At 71.4% G+C, this 23,740-nt stretch carries 18 protein-coding genes; 13 read left to right on the top strand and 5 right to left on the bottom strand.

What is annotated here, in order from left to right:
* Nucleotides 1-72: 72 nt before the first annotated feature.
* The 3 genes from ACIA6T_RS17500 to ACIA6T_RS17510 all read right to left on the bottom strand — a co-directional run bounded on the left by ACIA6T_RS17500 (nt 73) and on the right by ACIA6T_RS17510 (nt 5,717).
* Nucleotides 73-2,544 (bottom strand): SpoIIE family protein phosphatase, encoded by a 2,472-nt coding sequence (locus tag ACIA6T_RS17500; protein WP_399447351.1) that lies wholly within the window; start codon nt 2,542-2,544, stop codon nt 73-75.
* Between the two features lie 144 nt (nt 2,545-2,688).
* Nucleotides 2,689-5,118, bottom strand: coding sequence for an MFS transporter (locus ACIA6T_RS17505; protein WP_399447352.1), 2,430 nt, complete (start codon nt 5,116-5,118; stop codon nt 2,689-2,691).
* A gap of 155 nt (nt 5,119-5,273) precedes the next feature.
* Nucleotides 5,274-5,717: an SRPBCC family protein gene (locus ACIA6T_RS17510; protein WP_399447353.1), complete on the bottom strand. Its 444-nt coding sequence runs from the start codon at nt 5,715-5,717 to the stop codon at nt 5,274-5,276.
* Between the two features lie 171 nt (nt 5,718-5,888).
* Here ACIA6T_RS17510 and ACIA6T_RS17515 point away from each other — a divergent pair, with 171 nt between their 5' ends.
* The 3 genes from ACIA6T_RS17515 to ACIA6T_RS17525 all read left to right on the top strand — a co-directional run bounded on the left by ACIA6T_RS17515 (nt 5,889) and on the right by ACIA6T_RS17525 (nt 9,229).
* Nucleotides 5,889-6,926 (top strand): Rv2578c family radical SAM protein, encoded by a 1,038-nt coding sequence (locus tag ACIA6T_RS17515; protein WP_399447354.1) that lies wholly within the window; start codon nt 5,889-5,891, stop codon nt 6,924-6,926.
* A gap of 139 nt (nt 6,927-7,065) precedes the next feature.
* On the top strand, nt 7,066-8,646 hold the full coding sequence (locus tag ACIA6T_RS17520; protein WP_399447355.1) for an alpha/beta hydrolase: 1,581 nt from the start codon (nt 7,066-7,068) through the stop codon (nt 8,644-8,646).
* A gap of 79 nt (nt 8,647-8,725) precedes the next feature.
* Nucleotides 8,726-9,229 carry a GNAT family N-acetyltransferase gene (locus ACIA6T_RS17525; RefSeq protein ID WP_399447480.1) on the top strand — a complete coding sequence of 168 codons (504 nt, stop codon included), beginning with the start codon at nt 8,726-8,728 and terminating at the stop codon, nt 9,227-9,229.
* A 6-nt stretch (nt 9,230-9,235) separates the two neighbouring features.
* Here ACIA6T_RS17525 and ACIA6T_RS17530 read toward each other — a convergent pair whose 3' ends face one another.
* The gene (locus ACIA6T_RS17530; protein ID WP_399447356.1) at nt 9,236-9,811 is read right to left on the bottom strand and encodes an adenylosuccinate lyase; all 576 of its coding nucleotides are present in this window, start codon (nt 9,809-9,811) and stop codon (nt 9,236-9,238) included.
* Nucleotides 9,812-10,164: 353 nt separating this feature from the next.
* Here ACIA6T_RS17530 and ACIA6T_RS17535 point away from each other — a divergent pair, with 353 nt between their 5' ends.
* The 9 genes from ACIA6T_RS17535 (at nt 10,165) to pssA (ending at nt 21,079) form a co-directional block, all read left to right on the top strand.
* Nucleotides 10,165-11,970: a 3-hydroxyacyl-CoA dehydrogenase family protein gene (locus tag ACIA6T_RS17535; RefSeq protein WP_399447357.1), complete on the top strand. Its 1,806-nt coding sequence runs from the start codon at nt 10,165-10,167 to the stop codon at nt 11,968-11,970.
* Between the two features lie 163 nt (nt 11,971-12,133).
* Entirely contained in the window at nt 12,134-12,946 is an 813-nt protein-coding gene (locus tag ACIA6T_RS17540; protein WP_399447358.1) for a TetR family transcriptional regulator, read from the top strand.
* 401 nt (nt 12,947-13,347) lie between these two features.
* The gene (gene ccrA / locus ACIA6T_RS17545; RefSeq protein ID WP_399447359.1) at nt 13,348-14,691 is read left to right on the top strand and encodes a crotonyl-CoA carboxylase/reductase; all 1,344 of its coding nucleotides are present in this window, start codon (nt 13,348-13,350) and stop codon (nt 14,689-14,691) included.
* A 10-nt stretch (nt 14,692-14,701) separates the two neighbouring features.
* Nucleotides 14,702-16,729: a protein meaA gene (locus ACIA6T_RS17550; protein WP_399447360.1), complete on the top strand. Its 2,028-nt coding sequence runs from the start codon at nt 14,702-14,704 to the stop codon at nt 16,727-16,729.
* The gene (locus tag ACIA6T_RS17555; protein ID WP_399447361.1) at nt 16,726-17,688 is read left to right on the top strand and encodes an HpcH/HpaI aldolase/citrate lyase family protein; all 963 of its coding nucleotides are present in this window, start codon (nt 16,726-16,728) and stop codon (nt 17,686-17,688) included. Before ACIA6T_RS17550 ends, ACIA6T_RS17555 begins: the two co-directional genes overlap by 4 nt.
* Before the next feature lie 5 nt (nt 17,689-17,693).
* Nucleotides 17,694-18,206, top strand: coding sequence for a MaoC family dehydratase (locus ACIA6T_RS17560; protein WP_399447362.1), 513 nt, complete (start codon nt 17,694-17,696; stop codon nt 18,204-18,206).
* Entirely contained in the window at nt 18,206-19,411 is a 1,206-nt protein-coding gene (locus tag ACIA6T_RS17565) for an acyl-CoA dehydrogenase family protein (RefSeq protein ID WP_399447363.1), read from the top strand. The genes ACIA6T_RS17560 and ACIA6T_RS17565 overlap by 1 nt, the downstream gene beginning before the upstream one ends.
* A 170-nt stretch (nt 19,412-19,581) precedes the next feature.
* Nucleotides 19,582-20,238 carry a phosphatidylserine decarboxylase gene (locus ACIA6T_RS17570; protein ID WP_073931230.1) on the top strand — a complete coding sequence of 219 codons (657 nt, stop codon included), beginning with the start codon at nt 19,582-19,584 and terminating at the stop codon, nt 20,236-20,238.
* A gap of 22 nt (nt 20,239-20,260) precedes the next feature.
* Entirely contained in the window at nt 20,261-21,079 is an 819-nt protein-coding gene (pssA, locus tag ACIA6T_RS17575) for a CDP-diacylglycerol--serine O-phosphatidyltransferase (RefSeq protein ID WP_399447481.1), read from the top strand.
* Between the two features lie 206 nt (nt 21,080-21,285).
* On the opposite strand, the gene ACIA6T_RS17580 is transcribed toward pssA, so the two are convergent.
* Nucleotides 21,286-22,404 carry a glycerate kinase gene (locus ACIA6T_RS17580; RefSeq protein WP_399447482.1) on the bottom strand — a complete coding sequence of 373 codons (1,119 nt, stop codon included), beginning with the start codon at nt 22,402-22,404 and terminating at the stop codon, nt 21,286-21,288.
* Nucleotides 22,405-22,610: 206 nt separating this feature from the next.
* Here ACIA6T_RS17580 and ACIA6T_RS17585 point away from each other — a divergent pair, with 206 nt between their 5' ends.
* Nucleotides 22,611-23,681, top strand: a complete 1,071-nt coding sequence (locus ACIA6T_RS17585) for an ADP-ribosylglycohydrolase family protein (protein ID WP_399447483.1) — start codon at nt 22,611-22,613, stop codon at nt 23,679-23,681.
* Nucleotides 23,682-23,740: the final 59 nt, after the last annotated feature.

Raw genomic sequence — 23,740 nt, forward strand, 5'->3', positions numbered from 1 at the left:
GCGCGCGGACAAGCGTACGGCGCGTTCCTTCACGGCTCGTTCGCCCCGGAGCGCGCCGTGTACCACCGGCGCTCAGCGTCGTCGCGGCAGTGTCAGTTCGAACCACACGCTCTTGCCGGTCGTCGTCCGGCTGGTGCCCCACTGGCGGGCGAGGGTGCTGACCACGCGCAGTCCCCGCCCGAACTCGTCCGCCGGCCGCGCGTCGAGCAGCGTCGGCAGTTCGTGGTCGTCGTCCTCCACCTCGCACAGCAGTGTGTCGCCGCGCACCAGCCGCAGGGCGACGGGTCGGGCGTGGGAGTGCAGTACGGCGTTGGTGACGAGTTCGCTCACCATCAGCTCGGTACTGTCGACGAGCTTCGGCAGTCCCCAGTCGTGGAGCTGCTCGCGGACCACCGCGCGGGCCCGGCCGACCTCGGACGGCTCGGGGACGAGCCGCCATTCGGCGACGTCGTCGGGTTCGATGCCGCCGAGGCGGGCCATCAGCAGGGCCACGTCGTCCTTGCGGCCGCCCTGGGTGTTGAGCGTTCGGATGATGGTGTCGCAGGCGTCGTCCATGGAGGCGGCCGGGTGGGCGGCGGACTCGCACAGCGTGGCGAGCCCGACACCGATGTCCTCGCCGCGCACCTCGACCAGTCCGTCGGTGCACATCACCAGCCGGTCACCCGGCTCCACGGGCACGCGCACCGTCTCGAAGGGCACCCCGCCGACGCCGATGGGCGCCCCGGTGGGCAGGTCGAGCAGTTCGCTGCGCCCGTCGGCGGCGCGGACCAGCACGGGCGGGATGTGCCCGGCGTTGGCGAGGCGCAGTTCGCTCGCGATGGGGTCGTAGACGGCGTACAGGCAGGTCGCGAGGTAGGTGTCGCCGAGCCGCTGGGCGAGGTCGTCGAGGTTGCGCAGGAGTTGCGCGGGCGGCAGGTCCAGTGCGGCCATGGTCTGCACGGCGGTGCGCAGCTGGCCCATCATCGCGGCCGAGTTCAGCCCGTGCCCCATGACGTCGCCGACGACGAACGCGGTACGGGCGCCGGGCAGTTTCACCGCGTCGAACCAGTCGCCGCCGATCCGCCCGAGCAGGGTGCCCGGCAGATAGCGGGTGGCGATGTCACAGCCCGCCATGCGCGGCGGGATGTGCGGCAGCATGCTGTCCTGGAGCGTCTCGGCGACGTTCTCCTGGTACGTGTACATGCGCGCGTTGTCGAGCACGAGGCCCGCGCGGGCGGCGAGTTCGGCACCGGTGACCCGGTCCATGTCGTTGAAGACCTGCCGTTCCGGATGGCGCAGCAGGATCATGAAGCCGAGGACGGCGTGGCGTGCCTTCAGCGGGACGACCAGCATGGAGCGGCCGGTGATCAGCGGCCGGATGTCGCGCTTCTCGAACTGCGAGGCGATGGCGTGGCCCATCTCCTCGCTGACGCGCGGCACGAGGACGGGTTCGCCGGTGGTCATGCACTGGAAGAACGGGGTGTGCGCCGGAAAGGGCATGGCCTCGCCGACGGGTACGACGTCGTCCCAGCGGCCGGGTTCGTCGGTGTGCTCCAGGGCGACCCGGTGCCACAGGGTGGTGGTGTCCGGCACGCCCTCGTCGAATCCCTCGCCGGCGACGACCTGTTCGCGCAGATAGGTGCCGGCGACGTCGGTGAAGCGGGGCACGACGGCCTTGCTGACCTCGACGATGGTGCGGGAGAGGTCGAGGGAGGTGCCGATCCGGGAGCTGACCTCGTTGAGGAACTCCAGGCGCTCGCGGACGGCGGCGTACTCGAGGTCCTCGCCCTCGTCGCGCAGTTCCTCGGGCACCGGCTCGCCGGCCGCCAGCGCCCGCGCGGCCCGTTCGCGGCGCTCCCGGCGTTCGATGCGCCGGGGCACGCCCCAGTCGGGGGTGACGGGCACCCGGTCGTTCTGGCTGAACTCCAGGACGGGATAACCCAGTTCGAGGACCTGGGCGACGATACGGGCGCTGTCGCCGACGCTCATGCTGGGGAGGATCTCGGGGAGCCGGCGGGCGAGGTCCTCGGAGCCGGGGAAGTCGGTGTGCAGGGCGAAGCCGGGCGCGATGCGTTCGAACGTCCCGGCCCCGTCCGTGCGCAGCAGTCCGTCCGCGTCGGCGGCCAGCACCAGCAGCCGCTCGCGTCCCGGCCCCACCAGCGGGTAGGCCCACCACAGCACGTCGACCCGCCCGGCGTCGGCCGCGGCCAGCCGGGCCCGGCCCGCCGCCGGGTAGGACAGGCCCCCGCCGAGCGAGGCACCGAGGCCGGGCCCCGGACCGTCGTAGGCGGCGTACGCCCCGTAGGGCTCCTCTTCGCCGGGTCCCCCGGGCTCCTCGGGCAGGGCCCCGGTCACCGGCAGCAGGTCGGCCGCCGGGCGGCCGAGCGCGTCCTCCTTGGGGAGGGAGAACAGGCGCCGCGCGCCCGTGCTCCAGTGGGAGACGAGTCCGTCGCGGTCGACCACGACCACGGCCAGCGGGATACGGCCGGCGCCGCCCCGTTCGGCCGCCGCGCCGTCCCCCGCGCGGCGTTCCGGAGGTGCGTCCCGCTCGGTGCCACGGTCCATGGCCCAGGCCCTCTCTCCCCCGGCTGTGCAAGATCTGTACCGCCGTCACCACCGTACGGCCACGGTCGGCCGCGATGTGTGTCAACGCGGGAATTGCCCGCCGGTGCTCGCACCGGCGTACGTTCCCGCGCGTGACCGACCGTCTCAGTCCTCGTGGCCGAGCTGGAGGTCGCGTTCCGTGCGGCCGCCGCCGGCCATCTGGAGCACGGTCGCGACCGGTGGGTAACCGGCGGCGATGACGGTGTACTCGCCGGACGACAGGTCGACGAAGCGGAAGATGCCGTCGGGTCCGGTGGTGAGGGTGTCGACGACGTTGCCCGCCGCGTCCAGCAGGGTCACGCGGGCCTCCTCCACGGGCCGTCCGCCGCCGGCCCGCACGGTGCCGCGCAGCACCGCGCCGCCGGCCAGCTCGACGTCCTGGCGGGTCTCGCGGGCGGCCTGGACGGTGACGGGGAGGGCGGCCGGACGGAAGGCGGGCGCGCTCGCGGCGAGGGTGTACTCCCCGGCCACCAGCTCGCTGATGACGTAGCCGCCCTCCCGGCCGCTGCGGGTACTGGCGACCACCTCCCCGTGGACGTTGGTGAGGGTGACGGCGGCGTCCCGCACCGGTGTGCCGTCGGCGGTGACGACACTGCCGGCGAGACGGCCCGCGCCGCCGAGGACGACATCGAGCTCGACGGGCCGCTCGCCGACGGTCACGGAGACCGCCTGCGGCTGGTGACCGCCGGCGGCGGCGATCAGGACGTACGATCCCGGTCCTGGCGTGGCCAGCGCGTACCGTCCGTCCTCGCCGCTGGCGCCCCGTCCGGTCTGCTGTCCGGTGACGTCGATGAGGGTGAGCGCGGCGCGCGGTACGACGGTCCCGTCGGGGTGCTGCACGGTCCCGCAGACGGGGATGCCGCCGGTGTGCGGGGAGCGGAGCGGGGTGGGGGTCCCCCCGCTCGGGGAGTGGGGGCGCGCGTGCGGTACCTGTGCCGTGAAGTGGGCCGGGTCGGCGGTGGGGACGTGGTGGGACACCAGTGGTTTCTCCTTGAGGAAGAAGGCGATGAGCAGGCCGAGGACGAGCACCGGCACCAGGTAGAGGAAGATGCGCGGCATGGCGTCGGCGTAGGCCTGCACGTAGGCGTCGCGCAGCTCGGGCGGCAGCGCGTGGACGAGTTCGGGGGTGATCGACCCGGCGTCGAGCGGCCCGCCGTCCGCGTGCGCGGGGAGGCGCTCGTCGAGCGCGTCGGCGAGCCGGCCGGCGAGGAGGGTGCCGAAGACGGCGGCACCGACGCTGCCGCCGATCTGCCGGAAGAAGTTGTTGGCGCTGGTGGCGGTACCGAGGTCGGCGGGGCGCACGGAGTTCTGCACGGCGAGGATCAGCACCGGCATCACCATGCCGATGCCGGCGCCGAGGACGGCCATCCAGATGCTGTAGTGCAGCCGGGGCGTGCCGGTCTCCAGACGGGACAGCAGCCACATGCCGACGACGGAGAGGGCGGCGCCGACGACGGGGTGGAGCCGGTAGCGGCCGGAGCGGCTGATGAGCTGCCCGGAGATGACCGAGGCGCCGACGATGCCGCCCGTCATGGGCAGCATCAGCAGTCCGGACTCGGTGGCGGAGGCCCCCTCGACCATCTGGAGATACGTCGGCAGGTAACTGGCGGCGCCGAACAGGGCGACGCCGATCACCAGCCCCACCAGACCTGTGACGTTGAAGACGGAGTCCCGGAACAGCCGCAGCGGGATGAGGGGTTCGGCGGCGAAGCGCTCGACGACGAGGAAGAGGACGGCGGTGGCGGCGGCGCCCGCGCCGAGTCCGAGCACGACCCGGGAGTCCCAGGCGTACTCGGTGCCGCCCCAGCTGGTCAGCAGCACCAGGCAGGTGGAGGCGGCGGCCAGCAGGAGGGTGCCGAGGACGTCGAAGCGGCCCCGTGCGGCCGGCTTGGGGAGTCTGAGCGCCAGGGCGACGACGGCCATGGTGACGATGCCGAAGGGGACGTTGACGTAGAAGCACCAGCGCCAGGAGAGGTGGTCGGTGAAGTAGCCGCCGAGCAGCGGCCCGGCGACGGACGCGAGGCCGAAGGCGGCGCCGATCAGTCCCATGAAGCGTCCGCGCCGGCGCGCGGGCACGATGTCCGCGATGATCGCCTGGACGCCGATCATCAGGCCGCCCGCGCCGACGCCCTGCACCGCGCGGTAGGCGATCAGCTCGTCCATGGTGGACGCGCGGCCCGCCAGCGCGGAGCCGACGACGAACACGAGGATCGCGAACTGGAAGACGCCCTTGCGGCCGAGCAGGTCGCCGAGCTTTCCGTAGACCGGCAGTCCGACGGTGGCGGTGAGCAGATAGGCGGTGATCGTCCAGGACATCCGGTCCAGGCCGTGCAGCTCGCCGACGATCCTCGGGAGCGCGGTGGCGACGATCATCTGTTCCAGGGCGGCGAGCAGCAGCGCCAGCATCAGCGCGAGGAAGACCAGCCGGACCCGGCGTGGGCTCAGGCCCTGTTCGACGACCGGTGCCGGGGGCGGTGGGCCCCCGGCCGGTGGCGCCGTGACCGGCTCGTCCTGCGTCAGAGTGATCCCGCCCACGTGCCGCTCCCCTCGTCGCACCGCCGGACAATTCCCGCGTAAAAGCGACAACTACGAGCAAGCGCGGTGAGTTACGGGATCGAGAAGGGTCGTAACGAGATCACTCGAAACGGTGAGGAGGCAACTCCGCACCGTTTACGAGGGTTTGCCGACCCTTACTTCTCGACCTCCGCGGCCAGCCTGGCCAGCAGGGCGTCGTGGATGCGGGCGAGGCCCTTGGGCGCGAAGGTCCTCTCGAAGAAGCCGCCGATGCCGCCGGCGCCGTCCCAGACGGTGGTCACCACGACGCGGGAGCGGCCCTCACCGGCCGGGGTGACCCGCCAGGTGGTGACCATGGAGGAGTTGCGGTCCTTCTCGACCAGTTCGCCGTCGGTCGGCTCGGTGACCTCCAGGAGGCAGTCGCGCACGCGCTTGCTGGTGGCCTGCAGCTTCCAGTGCACGAGGGTGCCCTCGCCGTCGCCGCCCTCGCGCACCTCGTACTCGCTGTACTGCTCGGGCAGCACCTTCCCGCGGGTGCCGCTGTAGTCGGCGAGGGCGTCGAACACCGTCTCCGCGTCCGCCGCGACGATCCGCTCCGTAGTGGCCTCGACCTGCGCCATCGCTTACCTCCAGGACATGGGTTCTCGGGGTCGGGACAAGCCAACCACCCCCGTGCCCGGCCGCCCAAATCGGGGGTCCGGATGTGATCGGGAGGGTGACCGAAGATGTCGCTCGCACGATCAAGGGAACACCTGTTCTATTCTGTGCCGCAGCGACACCGAGGAGGCGTCATGCGCTGGGAGAACCTCTCACCGGGCTCCGAACACAGCCGGGCCGACACCGCCCTGTTCGGCGCGGAGACGGTCACGACCCGCACCTTCGACACGCCCGAGTTCGCCGGGATCACCTTCCACGAGATCCGGGCCCGCTCCATCGTCAACCGGGTGCCGGGGGCCTCCCGCATGCCGTTCGAGTGGACGGTGAACCCGTACCGGGGCTGCACGCACGCGTGCGTCTACTGCTTCGCGAGGAAGACCCACGGCTATCTGGACCTCGACACCGGCCTCGGCTTCGACAGCCAGATCGTGGTCAAGACGAACGCGCCCGAGCTGCTGCGCCACCGGCTGGCCTCCCCCGGCTGGCAGGGCGAGCACATAGCGATGGGCACGAACGTCGACTGCTACCAGCGCGCGGAGGGCCGCTACCGGCTGATGCCGGGCATCCTCGCCGCCCTGCGCGACCACGCCAACCCGTTCTCGATCCTCACCAAGGGCACGCTGATCCTGCGGGACCTGCCGCTGCTGAAGCAGGCCGCCGAGGTGACCGACGTGGGCGTCTCGGTCTCGGTCGGTTTCACCGACGAGGGGCTGTGGCGGACGGTCGAGCCGGGCGCTCCGGCACCGGAGCGGCGCCTCGACGTGGTCCGGACGTTCACCGGGCACGGCATCGGCTGCGGGGTCCTGATGGCGCCGGTGATCCCGTTCCTCGGCGACCGTCCGGACCAACTGCGGGCGGCCGTGCGGGCCGTCGCGGCCTCGGGTGCCACCTCCGTCACCCCGCTGGTGCTGCATCTTCGGCCGGGCGCCCGCGAGTGGTTCACGGCCTGGCTCGGGCGGCACCATCCGCACCTGGTGGCCCGCTACGAGCGGCTGTACGCGGACGGCGCCTACGCCCCGAAGTGGTACCAGCGCCGCATCACCCGGCAGGTGCACGAGCTGGCCCGGGAGTACGGCATCGGCCCCGCCCGCGCGGAGACGCCCCGCCGGATCCGCGCCGCCGGGCCCGCCGGGTCCCCGGCGGCCGAGCCGACCCAACTGACGCTCCTTTAAGAGCGTTCGAGCGCTTCCGGCGATCCGATCGGGTCAAGAATCAACAGAACACGTTCGGATGTGGCCCCATATCGGGACGATGCCGCGTGAACCGTGAGCCCCGCGGTCCGCAGCACCTCCGTCCTGGGAGGACCCCATCATGAGAAGAAGCGCAGCCGTGCTGTGCGGTGCCGCCGTCGTCCTGGCCGGAAGCCTCACGGCCGCGCCCGCCGAGGCCGGCACCCCGCGCGCCGCGGAGACCTTCCACGCCGCGAAACCCGCGTGGAGGAAGTGCGGCACCGACGACTACCCGACGCTGCAGTGCGCGTCCGTCGAGGTGCCGCTCGACCACACCGAGCCCGCCGGGCGGAGGATCACGCTCGCGCTGTCCCGCGTCCCGCACACCGCGGAGCGGTACCAGGGCCCCCTGCTGGTGAACCCGGGCGGCCCCGGCGGCAGCGGTCTGACGCTCGCCGGGTTCGTCGCGGCGGCGCTGCCGAAGGAGGTGGCCGCCCAGTACGACGTCATCGGCTTCGACCCGCGCGGGGTGGGCGCGAGCGAGCCGGCGCTGGACTGCGCGCCGGGCCACTTCGGCCCGGTGCGCCCGGACCCGGTGCCCACCTCGCCCGAGGCCGAGCGGGCCAACCTCGCGCGCGTGCGGTCCTTCGCCGCGGCCTGCGGACGCGAGTACGCGGATCTGCTGCCGTACATCGACACGAACAGCACGGTGCGCGACATGGACGTGATCCGGCGGGCGCTGGGCGCGGAGAAGCTCAACTACTTCGGCTACTCCTACGGCACCTACCTGGGCGCCGTCTACGGCAAGCTGTTCCCGGAGCGGGTGCGGCGCCTGGTCCTGGACTCGGTCGTCGACCCCACCGAGGTCTGGTACGACGCCAATCTGAACCAGGACCACGCGTTCAACGACCGCCACCGCGCCTTCCTGGCCTGGGTCGCCGAGTACGACCCGGCGTACGGGCTGGGCACCGACCCGGAGAAGGTCGAGGCCGCCTGGTACGCGATGCGCGCGGCCCTGAAGAAGGACCCGGCCGACGGGAAGGTGGGCGCCGCCGAACTGGAGGACACCTACCTCCCGGGCGGCTACTACAACGGCTACTGGCCCTATCTCGCGGAGGCGTTCTCGGCGTACGTGAACGAGCGGGACGCCGAGCCGCTGGTCGAGGCGTACGAGAACTTCGGCGCGGGCGACGCCGCCGGGGACAACGGCTACAGCGTCTACACCGCGGTGCAGTGCCGGGACGCCGCCTGGCCGCGTGACTGGCGGCAGTGGCGCAAGGACAACTGGGAGGTGTACGAGCGGGCGCCCTTCATGGCCTGGAACAACGCCTGGTACAACGCGCCGTGCGCGTTCTGGCCGGCCGGGTCCCTGCGGCCGGAGCGCATCCGCAACGGCGAGCTGCCGCCCGCGCTGCTGTTCCAGGCGACGCACGACGCGGCGACCCCGTACCAGGGCGGTGTCACCGTCCACCGGCTGCTGGCCCGTTCCAGCCTGGTGGTCGAGTCGGGCGGCGGCAACCACGGCGTCACGCTGAGCGGGAACGCCTGTCTGGACCGGCATCTGGCGGCCTATCTGACCGACGGGACCGTGCCGCGCGGGGGCGGCGGCGAGGCCGACGCGGTGTGCGCGGCGCTGCCCGATCCCGAGCCGCTGACGTCGAAGGCGGCACCGACGTCGGCGCGCGGTTCGACCCTGCACGGCCTGCTCGGCTTCCGGAGCTGAGCGCCCGACCCGCCGTCGGGAACGGACTGTCGTACCCGTGGTCCATGATGGGCGCATGAGCGGATTCCTGCTGCGGCCGATGACCGCGGACGACTGCGACGGCGTGGCGGGGATCCGTGTACGGGGCTGGCGGCACGCCTACCGGGGGCTCGTCCCGCAGCCGTATCTCGACGGCCTCGACATCGCGGCGGACGCCGAGCGGCACCGCGCCCGTCTGCGGCACGGCGACGGCGGTGTGGTGAACCTCGTCGCCGAGGCCGACGGCGGTGAGCTCGCCGGGTGGGCCGCGTTCGGCCCGTACCGGGACGGCGACGTGCGCACCGGGGACGCCGAGTTGTACGCGCTGTACCTGCCGCCCGAGCGCATCGGCCGGGGCGTGGGGCGGACGCTGCTCACCGAGGCGGTCCGCCGCTGCGCCGCCGCCGGTCACGGGCGCATGTACCTGTGGGTCCTCAAGGGCAACACCCGCGCCCGCCGTTTCTACGAGCGGGCGGGGTTCGGCGCGGACGGGGCGGAGGAGCCCTTCGAGGTGGACGGCGTGGTGGTGCCCGAGGTGCGGTACGCGCGGAAACTCACCGACTGACACCCCCTAGCGCGGCCGGGGGATCCGGGCCAGGGCGTGGACCGCCGCCTCGGCCAGCGCCGGGTGGGCGAGGGCTTCGTTCAGTACGGGTTCGGCGCGCGGGTCGCCGAGTTCGCCCAGCCCCTCCACACAGGCCAGCGCGACCCGGCGGTACGGGTCATGGGGGCGCAGCCGCCGCCGCAACGTGGTGATCAGGGCGGGGACCGCCTCGGGGGCGCGCAGTGCGGTGAGCAGGCGGACCGGGTGCAGGGCGTAGGCGACACGGAGTTCGTTGGTGGCGAGGGCGGCGGCGGCGCGGGCGGTGCGCGGGTCGCCGAGGCGGGCGAGGGCGTGGGCGGCGGAGGCGCAGCGCGGCGGGTCGCGGTGGTTGAGGAGGAGCACGAGCGCCTCGAAGGCCCTGCGGTCCCCCGCCACCCCCAGCCGGAACGCGGCCAGTTCGCGGGCCCAGAGCGGTTGTCCGGGTTCGGTGAGGACGCCGGCCAGGGTGTCGGGGGCGTCCGTGGCCAGGAGACGGTCGTACGCCGTCGATCCGCCCGACTCCGCCCGTAAGCGCTCCGTGAGCGATCGCAACTCTTCGTCCATGGTTCAGAGGTTAGGGGGTGTGCGGGGCCGCTCGGGACGTACATCACAAAGCCGGGGGCTGGCGCGCTCGTTACCCGCGAGTTAAGCTCAGAAGAGCGGGTTACCCACTCGCTACCCTCCTCACGGCGGTCTGGTGACGCGGCCGCCGCGAGTCGCAGTCGGTTCGGTACCCCGTGTACCGCAGTACGGCTCGGCCCCGGGACAGGGCCGGTCGGATCGGCCGTCGTTCACCGACGGCGCCGGGCGTGTGCGCTCGCAGCCCGGTCCACACCCGCATCCCGCACGCACCCGGTGCGCCCTTCGGCGCACCCGGGCGTGTTTCCCGTCGTCACCCTCATTCCTGGAGTCCCGCGATGGCCACTCCCCTCTCCGACACCCCTCTGTCCCCGCTCCGGACCGTCGCCGTGGTCGGCCTCGGCACGATGGGCACCGGCATCGCCGAGGTCCTGGCCGGTGCCGGCCGCGACGTCATCGGCATCGACATCAGCGAGGCACAGGCGGCGAAGTGCGTCGCCGCCCTGGACGCCTCGACCGCCCGCGCCGTGGAGCGCGGCCGGCTGACCGAGGAGCAGCGCGCGGACCTCCTCGCCCGCGTCACCACCTCCACCGACCTCGCGGCGGCGGCCGGCGCCGATCTGGTGATCGAGGTGGCGCCGGAGTCGTACGGGATCAAGCAGCAGATCCTCCGTGAACTCGACGGGATCGTGCGGCCGGAGACCATTCTGGCGACCGGCACCAACGCCCTGTCCGTCACGCGTCTCGCCGCCGACTCGGCCCGTCCCGAGCGGGTGCTGGGCATGCACTTCTTCAACCCGGCGCCGGCGATGAGGCTGGTCGAGGTCGTGTCCAGTGTGCTGACCGCGCCCGCGGCCGTCACCGCGGTCACCGATCTCGCGCTGGACCTGGGCAAGGAGCCCGTGGCCGTCGGTGACCGGCCCGGATTCGTCGCCGACGGGCTGCTGTTCGGCTACCTCAACCAGGCCGCCGCGATGTACGAGGCGAACTACGCCTCCCGCGAGGACATCGACGCCGCGATGCGGCTGGGCTGCGGACTGCCCATGGGCCCGCTGGCGCTGCTCGACCTGATCGGCGTCGACACGGCGCGCACGGTCCTGGAGGCCATGTACGCCGAGTCCCGTGACCGGCTGCACGCGCCGGCCCCGATCCTCAGGCAGCTCAGCGAGGCGGGCCTGACGGGCCGCAAGGCGGGGCGCGGTTTCTACACGTACGAGGCGCCCGGCGGCAGAACCGTCGTGCGCGACGCCCTCACCCCGCTCGGAGACGTCTTCGCGACCCCCGGCCGTACGGTGCGTTCGGTGGGTGTCGCGGGCTCGGGCACCATGGCCTCCGGTATCGCCGAGGTCTTCGCCAAGGCCGGCTACGAGGTGGTCCTGGCCGCCCGCAGCGAGGAGAAGGCACAGGGTGCGAAAGCCCGGATCGGGAAGTCCCTGGCGCGCTCCGTCGACAAGGGGCGGATGACCGCCGAGGCCGCCGCCCAGACCCTGGGGCGGGTGCGTCCGACGGGCACCTACGACGACTTCGCCGACGTCGATCTCGCGGTCGAGGCGGTCGCCGAGGACCTGGAGGTCAAGCGGCAGCTCTTCGCGACGCTGGACAAGGTCTGCAAGCCGGGCGCGGTCCTCGCCACCACCACGTCCTCCCTCCCGGTCGTGGCCTGCGCCCGCGCCACCTCGCGCCCGCAGGACGTGATCGGCATGCACTTCTTCAACCCCGCGCCGGCGATGAAGCTGGTCGAGGTGGTGCGTACGGTGCTGACCGCCGACGACGTGCACGCCACCGTGCGCGAGGTGTGCGGCACGATCCGCAAGCACGCCGTGGACTGCGGTGACCGGGCCGGGTTCATCGTGAACGCGCTGCTGTTCCCGTACCTCAACAACGCGATCAAGATGGTGCAGGAGCACTACGCGTCCCTCGACGAGATCGACGCCGCGATGAAGCTGGGCGGCGGCTACCCGATGGGCCCGTTCGAGCTGCTGGACGTCGTCGGGCTCGATGTCTCGCTCGCCATCGAGAAGGTGCTGCACCGCGAGTTCCGCGATCCGGGTCTCGCGCCGGCGCCGCTGCTGGAGCACCTGGTGGCCGCGGGCTGCCTCGGCCGCAAGACCGGCCGTGGCTTCCGCGAATATGCCAAGCGCTGAGCCGCGCCCCGGCGACCGGTTCGAGGGCGGCGCGGAGTGGGGCGGACTGCTCGGCCCCGACCGGTTCCCGCCGCCGGCCCACAGTGCCCCTCCCCCGCCCGCCGAGGGCGGGGGAGACCCCGGTCATGCGCACCGAGCTGCGCACATGCAGTACGTTCAGGGCATGTCCCAGCCCGCCAAGTCCGTACGTACGCCCGCCACGACCGAGCCGCCGGAAAGCGCCGCAGGCTCTCGCGCCGCCGCGCAGCGGCTCAAAATGCGCCGGGAACTGGCGGCCGCCGCGATGGAGCTGTTCGCGACCAAGGGGTACGAGGCCACCACCGTCGACGAGATCGCGGCCGCCGCCGGGGTCGCCCGCCGCACCTTCTTCCGCCACTTCCGTTCCAAGGAGGAGGCGATCTTCCCCGACCACGACGACACCCTGGTCCGCGCCGAGGCGGTGCTCAACGCCGCCCCCGCGCACGAGCATCCGCTCGACACGGTGTGCCGTGGCATCAAGGAGGTCATGAAGATGTACGCGGCGCGGCCGGAGATCTCGGTCGCCCGCTACAAGCTGACGCGCGAGGTGCCCACCCTGCGCGAGGCGGAGATCGCGTCGGTGGCCCGCTACGAGCGCCTCTTCACCCGCTATCTGCTCGGCCACTTCGACGAGCACGCGCACGACGACGACGCCAACGACGACCCGCTGCTGGCGGAGGTCGCCGCGTCCGCCGTGGTCACCGCGCACAACCACGTGCTGCGGCGCTGGCTGCGGGCCGACGGCCAGGGTGATGTCGAGGCCCAGCTGGACCACGCCTTCGCGATCGTCCGCAAGACCTTCGGCAGCGGGATCATGGCGGGCCGGCGCACCGCGCCGCCGAAGCCGCCCGCGTCCTCGGCGTCCACGCACGGCGAGGTCCTGGTGACGGTCGCGCATGTGGACGCCCCGCTGGACGAGGTGATGCGGACCATCGAGCAGGCGCTCAAGGAGCGCTGAACAGACGCCGGGGAGTGCTGGACAGCCCCTCACCGCTGTGATGACGGCCACCCCACCGGGTGGCCGTTTTGCCATGTCAGGGCCCCTTTTCGTATGCGTTCCGGAGCCGATTCGATCGATCATCGCTCATCTGATGCGTAAAGATTTCACCTGAGCCCAGGTTCTGACACTCAGTGCCTTGCGGGCTGACACAGCGTGCCATACGTTGAAGGAGTCCGGGCGAGTCCCGGCGGGCCCACCGCCCGCACGTCCGGACGCCTGCGTCACAGGCAACCTCCCGCGCACACCAAGCGCTGCCGAAGCACCACCGCCGAACCGACGGCAACCCCCGACCCTCAGCAGCACACCGACGTAACCCTCAGCGCCCCTCCCTCAGGGCGCTCATCGCCGGAGGCAACACCGTGACCGTGAAGGACATCCTGGCCGCGATCCAGTCGCCCGACTCCACGTCGGAGGACTTCGCCGCCCTGCCGCTCCCCGAGTCGTACCGCGCGATCACCGTGCACAAGGACGAGACGGAGATGTTCGCGGGCCTCGAGACCCGTGACAAGGACCCCCGCAAGTCGCTCCACCTCGACGAGGTGCCGCTGCCCGAACTGGGCCCGGGCGAGGCCCTGGTGGCCGTCATGGCCTCCTCGGTCAACTACAACTCGGTGTGGACCTCGATCTTCGAGCCGCTGTCGACGTTCGGCTTCCTGGAGCGCTACGGCCGGCTCAGCGAGCTCACCAAGCGCCACGACCTGCCGTACCACATCATCGGCTCCGACCTCGCGGGCGTCGTGCTGCGCACCGGCCCCGGCGTCAACGCCTGGCGGCCCGGTGACGAGGTCGTCGCCCACTGTCTCTCCGTCGAGCTGGAGTCGTCCGACGGCCACAACGACACGATGCTCGACCCCGAGCAGCGCATCTGGGGCTTCGAGACCAACTTCGGCGGCCTCGCCGAGATCGCGCTGGTGAAGTCGAACCAGCTGATGCCGAAGCCGGACCACCTCAGCTGGGAGGAGGCCGCCGCTCCGGGCCTGGTCAACTCCACCGCGTACCGGCAGCTGGTGTCCCGCAACGGCGCCGGCATGAAGCAGGGTGACAACGTCCTCATCTGGGGCGCGAGCGGCGGACTCGGCTCGTACGCCACCCAGTTCGCCCTCGCCGGCGGCGCCAACCCGGTCTGCGTCGTCTCCAGCGAGCAGAAGGCGGACATCTGCCGGTCGATGGGCGCCGAGGCGATCATCGACCGCAGCGCCGAGGGCTACAGGTTCTGGAAGGACGAGCGCACCCAGGACCCGAAGGAGTGGAAGCGCTTCGGCAAGCGCATCCGCGAGTTCACCGGCGGCGAGGACATCGACATCGTCTTCGAGCACCCCGGCCGCGAGACCTTCGGCGCGAGCGTCTACGTCACCCGCAAGGGCGGCACCATCACCACCTGCGCCTCGACCTCGGGCTACATGCACGAGTACGACAACCGCTACCTGTGGATGTCGCTGAAGCGCATCATCGGCTCGCACTTCGCCAACTACCGCGAGGCCTGGGAGGCCAACCGGCTGATCGCGAAGGGCAGGATCCACCCGACCCTGTCGAAGGTGTACTCCCTGGAGGACACCGGCCAGGCCGCCCACGACGTGCACCGCAACGCGCACCAGGGCAAGGTCGGCGTGCTGTGCATGGCGCCCGAGGAGGGGCTGGGCGTGCGCGACCACGAGAAGCGCGCCAAGCACATCGACGCCATCAACCGCTTCCGGAACATCTGAGGGCCGGACGATGACAGAGCGTCAGAAGGACCGTCCGTGGCTCATGCGCACGTACGCCGGTCACTCCACCGCCGAGGCGTCCAACGAGCTGTACCGGCGCAACCTCGCCAAGGGCCAGACCGGTCTGTCGGTCGCCTTCGACCTGCCGACGCAGACCGGCTACGACTCCGACCACATCCTCGCCCGCGGCGAGGTCGGCCGGGTCGGCGTGCCGGTCGCGCACCTCGGTGACATGCGCCGGCTGTTCCAGGACATCCCCCTGGAGCGGATGAACACCTCGATGACGATCAACGCCACCGCCATGTGGCTGCTGGCGCTCTACCAGGTCGTCGCCGAGGAGCAGGGCGCGGACATCACCCGGCTCCAGGGGACCACCCAGAACGACATCGTGAAGGAGTACCTGTCCCGGGGGACGCACGTCTTCCCGCCGGGCCCGTCGCTCCGCCTCACGACGGACATGATCGCGTACACGGTCTCCCACCTCCCGAAGTGGAACCCGATCAACATCTGCAGCTACCACCTGCAGGAGGCCGGAGCCACACCGGTGCAGGAGATCGCGTACGCGATGTCCACCGCGATCGCCGTGCTCGACGCCGTGCGCGACAGCGGCCAGGTGCCGCAGGAGCGCATGGGCGACGTGGTCGGCCGTATCTCCTTCTTCGTGAACGCGGGCGTGCGCTTCGTCGAGGAGATGTGCAAGATGCGCGCGTTCGGCCGCATCTGGGACCAGGTCACCCGTGAGCGGTACGGCATCGAGAACCCCAAGCACCGCCGCTTCCGCTACGGCGTCCAGGTCAACTCGCTCGGACTGACCGAGGCGCAGCCGGAGAACAACGTCCAGCGGATCGTCCTCGAGATGCTGGCCGTCACCCTCTCCAAGGACGCACGCGCGCGTGCCGTGCAGCTGCCGGCCTGGAACGAGGCCCTCGGCCTGCCCCGCCCCTGGGACCAGCAGTGGTCGCTGCGCATCCAGCAGGTGCTGGCGTACGAGAGCGATCTGCTGGAGTACGACGACATCTTCGAGGGCTCGAAGGTGATCGAGGCGAAGGTGGAGGAGCTGGTCGCGGACTCGCTCGCGGAGATGGGGCGGATCGAGGAGATGGGCGGCGCGATGGCCGCCGTCGAGTCCGGTTACCTCAAGTCGCAGCTGGTCTCCTCGCACGCCGAGCGGCGGGCCCGGATCGAGTCCGGCGCGGAGAAGATCATCGGTGTCAACGCCTTCGAGGGCACCGAGCCCAACCCGCTGACCGCCGACCTGGACACCGCGATCCAGACGGTCGACCCGGCGGTGGAGGCCCGCGTGATCGCCTCGCTGCGGAACTGGCGCGACACGCGGTACCAGCCCCCGTTCAACCACCCGCGCCCCTGCAAGGCGCTGGAGAAGCTGAAGGAGGCCGCGCGCGGCACCGGCAACCTCATGGAGGCCACCCTGGAGTGCGCCCGCGCCGGCGTCACGACCGGGGAGTGGGCCGGGGCGCTGCGCGAGGTGTTCGGGGAGTTCCGGGCGCCGACCGGTGTCTCGTCCGCCCCGGTGGCGGTCGCCGCCGAGGAGGGCTCGGCCCTGTCGGAGGTGCGCCGCAAGGTGGACCTGACGGCCGAGGACCTCGGCGCCGGCAAACTGCGCTTCCTGGTCGGCAAGCCGGGCCTGGACGGGCACTCCAACGGCGCCGAGCAGATCGCCGTACGGGCCCGTGACGCCGGGTTCGAGGTGGTCTACCAGGGCATCCGGCTCACCCCGGAGCAGATCGTGGACGCCGCCCTCGCCGAGGACGTGCACGCGGTCGGCCTGTCCATCCTCTCCGGCTCGCACGCCCAGCTGGTGCCGGACGTGCTCGAACGGCTCCGTGTGGCCGGCGCCACGGATATACCGGTGATCGCCGGTGGCATCATCCCGAACGGTGACGCCGAACAGCTGCGGGCCGCCGGAGTGGCCGCGGTCTTCACCCCGAAGGACTTCGACATCACCGGGATCATCGGCCGCATCGTCGACGAGATCCGCAAAGCGAACAAGCTCGACCCCCTGGAGGTCCCCGCATGACCACAGTCAACCGCCTTCGCCCCCGGCGTTCCTGCCTGGCGGTACCGGGCTCGAACCCGCGCTTTCTGGAGAAGGCCCAGGGCCTCCCCGCCGACCAGGTCTTCCTCGACCTGGAGGACGCCTGCGCGCCGCTCGCCAAGCCCGAGGCGCGGCACACCATCGTGAAGTTCCTCAACGAGGGCGACTGGACCGGCAAGACCCGCGTCGTGCGCGTCAACGACTGGACGACGGAGTGGACGTACCGGGACGTCGTGACGGTCGTCGAGGGCGCCGGCCCGAACCTCGACTGCATCATGCTGCCGAAGGTCCAGGACGCCCAGCAGGTGGTGGCCCTCGACCTGCTCCTCACCCAGATCGAGAAGACGATGGGCTTCGAGGTCGGCCGGATCGGCATCGAGGCGCAGATCGAGAACGCCCGCGGCCTGAACAACGTCAACGAGATCGCGCAGGCCTCCCCGCGCGTGGAGACCATCATCTTCGGCCCGGCCGACTTCATGGCGTCCATCAACATGAAGTCGCTGGTCGTGGGCGAGCAGCCGCCCGGCTACCCGGCGGACGCCTACCACTACATCCTGATGAAGATCCTGATGGCCGCCCGCGCCAACGACCTCCAGGCGATCGACGGCCCCTACCTGCAGATCCGCAACGTGGACGGCTACCGCGAGGTCGCGCGGCGCGCCGCGGCGCTCGGCTTCGACGGCAAGTGGGTGCTGCACCCGGGCCAGGTCGAGGCGTCCAACGAGATCTTCTCGCCCTCGCAGGAGGACTACGACCACGCCGAGCTGATCCTGGACGCGTACGACTACTACACGTCCGAGGCCGGCGGCAGGAAGGGCTCCGCGATGCTCGGCGACGAGATGATCGACGAGGCCAGCCGCAAGATGGCGCTGGTCGTCTCGGGCAAGGGACGCGCCGCCGGCATGCGGCGCACCAGCAAGTTCGAGATCCCGGAGGGCTGAGCGCCATGCAGTTCGGACGCACCTACGAGGAGTTCGAGGTCGGGGCGGTGTACAAGCACTGGCCGGGCAAGACGGTCACCGAGTACGACGACCACCTGTTCTGTCTCCTCACCATGAACCACCACCCGCTCCACATGGACGCGAACTACGCCGAGAGGACGACGGACTTCGGCAAGAACGTGGTGGTCGGGAACTACGTCTACTCCCTGCTGCTCGGCATGTCGGTGCCCGACGTCTCCGGCAAGGCGATCGCCAACCTGGAGATCGAGTCGCTGAAGCACGTGGCGCCGACCTTCCACGGCGACACGATCTACGGCCAGACGACGGTGCTCGACAAGTGGCCGTCGAAGTCGAGGAACGACCGCGGCATCGTCCACGTCGAGACCAAGGGCTACAAGCAGGACGGAACCCTGGTCTGCGTGTTCCGCCGCAAGGTGATGGTGCCGACCGGGACGTACATCAAGGAGCGCGGCGGCGAGCAGCCCGGCCGCCCCGAGCTCAAGGAGCAGGAGAAGTAATGGCGCGCCTCGCCCAGACCGCCGGTCTGACCGACGTCCAGCAGGAGATCCTGACCACCGTCCGCGACTTCGTGGACAAGGAGATCATCCCGGTCGCCACCGAGCTGGAGCACCGCGACGAGTACCCGCAAGCGATCGTCGACGGCCTGAAGGAACTCGGCCTGTTCGGTCTGATGATCCCCGAGGAGTACGGGGGTCTGGGCGAGTCGCTCCTCACCTACGCGCTGTGCGTGGAGGAGATCGCCCGCGGCTGGATGTCGGTGTCCGGCATCATCAACACGCACTTCATCGTGGCGTACATGCTCAAGCAGCACGGTACGCAGGAGCAGAAGGACCACTTCCTGCCGAGGATGGCGGCCGGCGACGTCCGCGGCGCGTTCTCGATGTCGGAGCCGGGGCTCGGCTCGGACGTGTCGGCGATCACGTCGAAGGCGGTGAAGGACGGTGACTCGTACGTCCTGAACGGCCAGAAGATGTGGCTGACGAACGGCGGGACGTCGTCACTGGTGGCCGTTCTGGTGCGGAGTGACGAGGGTCACCCCGAGGGCACGGCGCCGCACAGGTCGATGACGACCTTCCTGGTGGAGAAGGAACCGGGCTTCGGGGAGGCGCGCCCCGGCCTGACCATCCCCGGCAAGATCGACAAGATGGGCTACAAGGGCGTCGACACGACCGAGCTCATCATGGACGACCTGCGGATTCCCGCCGACCGGGTGCTCGGCGGGGTCACCGGCCGAGGTTTTTACCAAATGATGGACGGTGTCGAGGTCGGCCGCGTCAATGTGGCGGCGCGTGGCTGCGGTGTCGCTCAGCGTGCCTTCGAGCTCGGTGTCCGGTACGCCCAGCAGCGCCACACTTTCGGCAAGCCGATCGCCCAGCACCAGGCCATCCAGTTCAAGCTGGCGGAGATGGCTACCAAGGTGGAGGCCGCGCATGCCATGATGGTGAACGCGGCACGCAAAAAGGACTCCGGGGAGCGAAACGACCTCGAAGCAGGGATGGCGAAGTACCTCGCCTCCGAATACTGCAAGGAGGTCGTGGAGGACGCCTTCCGGATCCACGGCGGCTACGGCTTCTCCAAGGAGTACGAGATCGAGCGCCTCTACCGGGAGGCGCCGATGCTGCTGATCGGTGAAGGCACCGCCGAGATCCAGAAAATGATCATCGGTCGCCGACTGCTCGAAGAGTATCGATTCCAGGGCTAGATGTCCGGATACGGGGTGTTTTCTTGGAGAAGTGGATCACACCCCGTATGCACTCTTCGGCCGCCGACTCGGCTGACTGCCTTACCCAGTTACGGCCCGGAGCCGCTACGATCGCCGGAAAGCCGCCGTCCCCCGCAAGTGCGCGGCATCATCCGCTACGAAGGTCATCCATGCCCCACAGCCAAACCTCTGCACACCGCGACAGCCTCGCCGGCGTACGCCTCGCGCGCGGAGCATCGCCGTGGCTTCTGCCGACCGTCGCCACCGCGGCCGTCAGTCTGCTCCGCTCCCGCCGCTCGGGTGCCGCCAAGGCCGTCGCCGTCCCCGCCACCGCCCTGGCGGCGGGGATGCTGTGGTTCTTCCGCGACCCCGAGCGCGAGATCGCCCAGGGCAGGGTCATCTCGCCCGCCGACGGCGTGGTGCAGAGCATCATGCCGTGGAAGGACGGCCGCACCCGCGTCGCGATCTTCATGAGCCCGCTCAACGTCCACGTGAACCGCGCCCCGCTGTCCGGCACGGTGACGTCGGTCGAGCACATCCCCGGTGGCTTCGTTCCCGCCTTCAACAAGGAGAGCGAGAACAACGAGCGCGTCGTGTGGCACTTCGACACCGAGCTCGGCGACATCGAGATGATCCAGATCGCCGGCGCGGTGGCCCGCCGTATCGTCCCCTACGTGCCGCAGGGCACCAAGGTCGAGCAGGGTGAGCGCATCGGTCTGATCCGGTTCGGCTCGCGGGTCGACATCTACCTGCCCGAGGGCGTGGAGGTGGCCGTCGAGGTCGGTCAGAAGACCGTGGCTGGGGTGACTCGCATTGACCGTGGTTGATCCCGAGACACAGACCGGCTGGGTGCCGGAGGCCGACGAGGCGGACGACGAGGAGGAGATGCCCCTCTCGCTCCGCCTGTCGATAGCGGACACCCTCACCCTGGGCAACGCCACCTGTGGCTTCATGGCGGTGTACTTCACCACCACCGGCATCCTGATCCCGGACCTCACCGGCAGCCAGGAGCCCGGCATGGCCCGCCACAGCGCGGCCACGGCCGTCATCCTGATGCTGTGCGCGGCGGTCTTCGACCTGTTCGACGGCCTGGTCGCGCGCAAGCTGCGCTCCTCGCCGATGGGCGCGGAGCTGGACAACCTGTCCGACCTGATCAGCTTCGGGCTGGCGCCGGCGTACTTCGTCCTGGTCTACGGCATGGTCGCGGACGACGCGCACCAGAGAGTGGCCGCGGTCGGGGCGATCGTGGTGCTGCTGGCGGTGGTGCTGAGGCTGGCGCGGTTCTCCTGCGTCACGGTGAAGGACGGCACCTTCCAGGGCATGCCGTCGCCGTTCGGCGCGCTGACGGTCGTCTCGATCGTGCTCCTTGAGCTGCCGTTCGTGGCGACGCTGCTGGCGATCATCGGTACGGCGTGGCTGATGGTGAGCCGGGTGGAGTACCCGAAGCCGCGGGGCCGCCTCGCGGTGGCCATGCTGTCGTGGATCGTGCTGTCGATGGGGCTGCTGGCGGGGTGGGCGTTCGACGCGCCGAGCGGGCAGCTGCTGCTGCAGACGGGCTGTGCGTTGCAGCTGGTGATGGGGGCGGTGATTCCGCTGTTCGCCACGGCTCGCCGGGTGAACAACTTCCGCGACAACCGTCGCGAGGCGCGGGCGGCGCAGCTGCCGTAACGCCACCGCTCTTCGAGGGCCCCGGACCCGGGCAGGGTCCGGGGCCCGTTTGTTTCGCCCCCGCCGCCCCTTCCCGTCCCGAACCCGGGGCTCCGCCCCGCGGACCCCGTTCCTCGAACGCCGGAGGGACTGGAAGTCAGCCCCTCCGGCGTTCGAGGACGAGGCCCGTTCGAGGACGGGGCGGCGGGGGTGAAAAAGTCCCGGTCTCAGCTCAGGAAGTCCCGTGCGATGCGTTCCGCCGTGCGTTCCAGGATCGGCCCCGCGTCGGCGATGCACGCCGCCACGTCCGGCTCGAGATCCGTCAGCGCGTACGCCCGCCGGATCCCGGCCCGGCCCAGCACCTCCGGCGGCAGCGCCAGCCGCCCGCACACCGCGACGACCTCCTTGTCCGCCGCACGCGCCGCCGCGGCGACCCCCACCGGGGCCTTCCCGTGCAGCGTCTGCTCGTCCAGCGACCCCTCCCCCGTGACCACCAGATCCGCCCGCTCCAGCGCCGGCGCGAACCCGAGCACGTCCAGCATGACCTCGATGCCCGGCCGGAAGGCGGCGCCCAGCAGCAGCGCGCCGTAACCGATGCCGCCGGCCGCGCCCGCGCCGGGGGACGCGGCGTACTCCGCGGCCTTCGGCCCCACCGCCCCCTCCAGCACCTTCGCGAAGTGCGCGAGCGCCGCGTCCAGCGTCTCCACGTCCTCCGGCGAGGCCCCCTTCTGCGGGCCGTACACCGCCGGCGCCCCCTTGGGCCCGGTCAGCGGATTGTCGACGTCACTCGCGAGCACGAACTCCACCGACGCCAGCCGCGGGTCCAGCCCGGACAGATCGGCGGACGCCAGCTCGGCCAGCCCCCCGCCGCCTGGCGCCACCGGCTCACCGTCCGCCGTCACGAACCGCGCGCCCAGCGCCGACAGCATGCCCGCACCGCCGTCGGTGGTGGCACTGCCGCCCACCCCGAACACGATGCTCCGCGCCCCCGCGTCCAGCGCGGCCCGCAGCAGCTCGCCGGAGCCGTACGTCGACGCCGTGAGCGGCGCGAGGACGCCGGCCGGCAGCCGCTGCAGCCCGCTCGCCTCCGCCATCTCCACGACGGCCGTGTCACCGCGCAGCGCGTACGCCGCGGTCACCTCGTCCCCGAGGGGACCGGCGACCCGTACCTCCCGCCGCTCGAACCCGGCCGCGACCGCCGCGGCCACGGTGCCGTCGCCGCCGTCGGCCACCGGCAGCGCCTCGACCACCAGGTCCGGTACGACCCTGCGCAGCCCGGCCGTCACCCGCTCGGCGACCTCGACGGCCGTCAGCGACCCCTTGAACTTGTCCGCGGCGACGAGCACCCGCTGTGCCGACCGTGTCGTACGAGTGCCGCTCCCTGCAGCGTCCGCCACTTGCATTCCCCTCGTTCTCCGGGCCTCGCACGCGTGTCAAGGCCGAGTCGCGCCGCTGTGACCTTAACCGGCGGGCACAGTGGCCGCCATGCCCTGCCCAGCCCGTGGAACGGCCCGGAATCGGGTAGACCGGTCCCATGACCGCCACGACCGCCATGACCGCTGTGGGCCCGGAGCCGGGACTCGCCGACCGCATCCTCGGAGGCTGGCTGGGCCGGATCGCGGGCAACATGCTCGGCAAACCGGTGGAGCAGGGCGAGGTGTGGACCCGCGAACGCATCGACCGCTACCTCCGCCGGGCGGACGCCCTCCCCCTCACCGACTACCTCCCCGGGCCGCTGAGCGAGAGCGAGGGCCTCGACCTGCGCCCCGAGTGGCGGTCCTGCGTCCGCGGCCGCATCCACGGCAGCTGCCGCGACGACGACATCGACTACGCGATCCTCGGCCTCGACCTGCTGGAGACCCACGGCTTCGCCTTCACCACCGAGCAGGTCGGCGACCTGTGGCTGCTGCGGCTGCCGTACCTGCAGACCTTCACGGCGGAACGGGCCGCCTACCGCAACCTCGCGAACGGCCTCAAACCCCCGCTCACGGCCACCTACGACAACCCCTACCAGGAGTGGATCGGCGCCCTCATCCGCGCCGACGTCCACGGCTGGACCTCCCCCGGCGCCCCGCGCCGCGCCGCCGCCCTGGCCCGCAGGGACGCGGTGCTCTCCCACACCGGCAACGGCGTGTACGGCGCGATGTGGGCGGCGGCGCTGATCTCGGCGGCGTTCACGGCGCCCACCGTGCGGCACGCGGTGGACGAGGCGCTGACGGTGATCCCGGCGAGCAGCCGCCTCGCCCGTACCGTGCGCCGGGTGGCCTCCCTGCACGAGGCCGGGCTGACCTGGGAGGACACGCTCACCACGCTCACGGAGGAGACGGCGGGCCTCGGCTGGATCCACACGGTCCCGAACGCGGCCGTCCTCACCGCCGGCCTGCTGTACGGCGACGGCGGCTTCACCCGGACCATCGCCCTGACCGTGCGCGGCGGTCTGGACACCGACTCCAACGGCGCGACGGCGGGCTCGGTGGCGGGCGTCCTGTGCGGCGCCTCGGCCGTCCCCGCCCAGTGGAAGGACCCGCTCCAGGATACGGTCCGCAGCGCCGTCTTCGGCTTCGACGGGGTCCGGATCAGCGAACTGGCGGAACGCACACTGCGGCTGGCCCAGGTCGGGTAGCCGTACTCAGGCGCGCCGCCGTCCGTCTGTTCCAGCATGGTGGGCATGGTGCGGTGGGT

It is taken from the genome of Streptomyces sp. NPDC051740 (assembly GCF_044453165.1).
GTDB classification, from domain to species: domain Bacteria; phylum Actinomycetota; class Actinomycetes; order Streptomycetales; family Streptomycetaceae; genus Streptomyces; species Streptomyces atrovirens.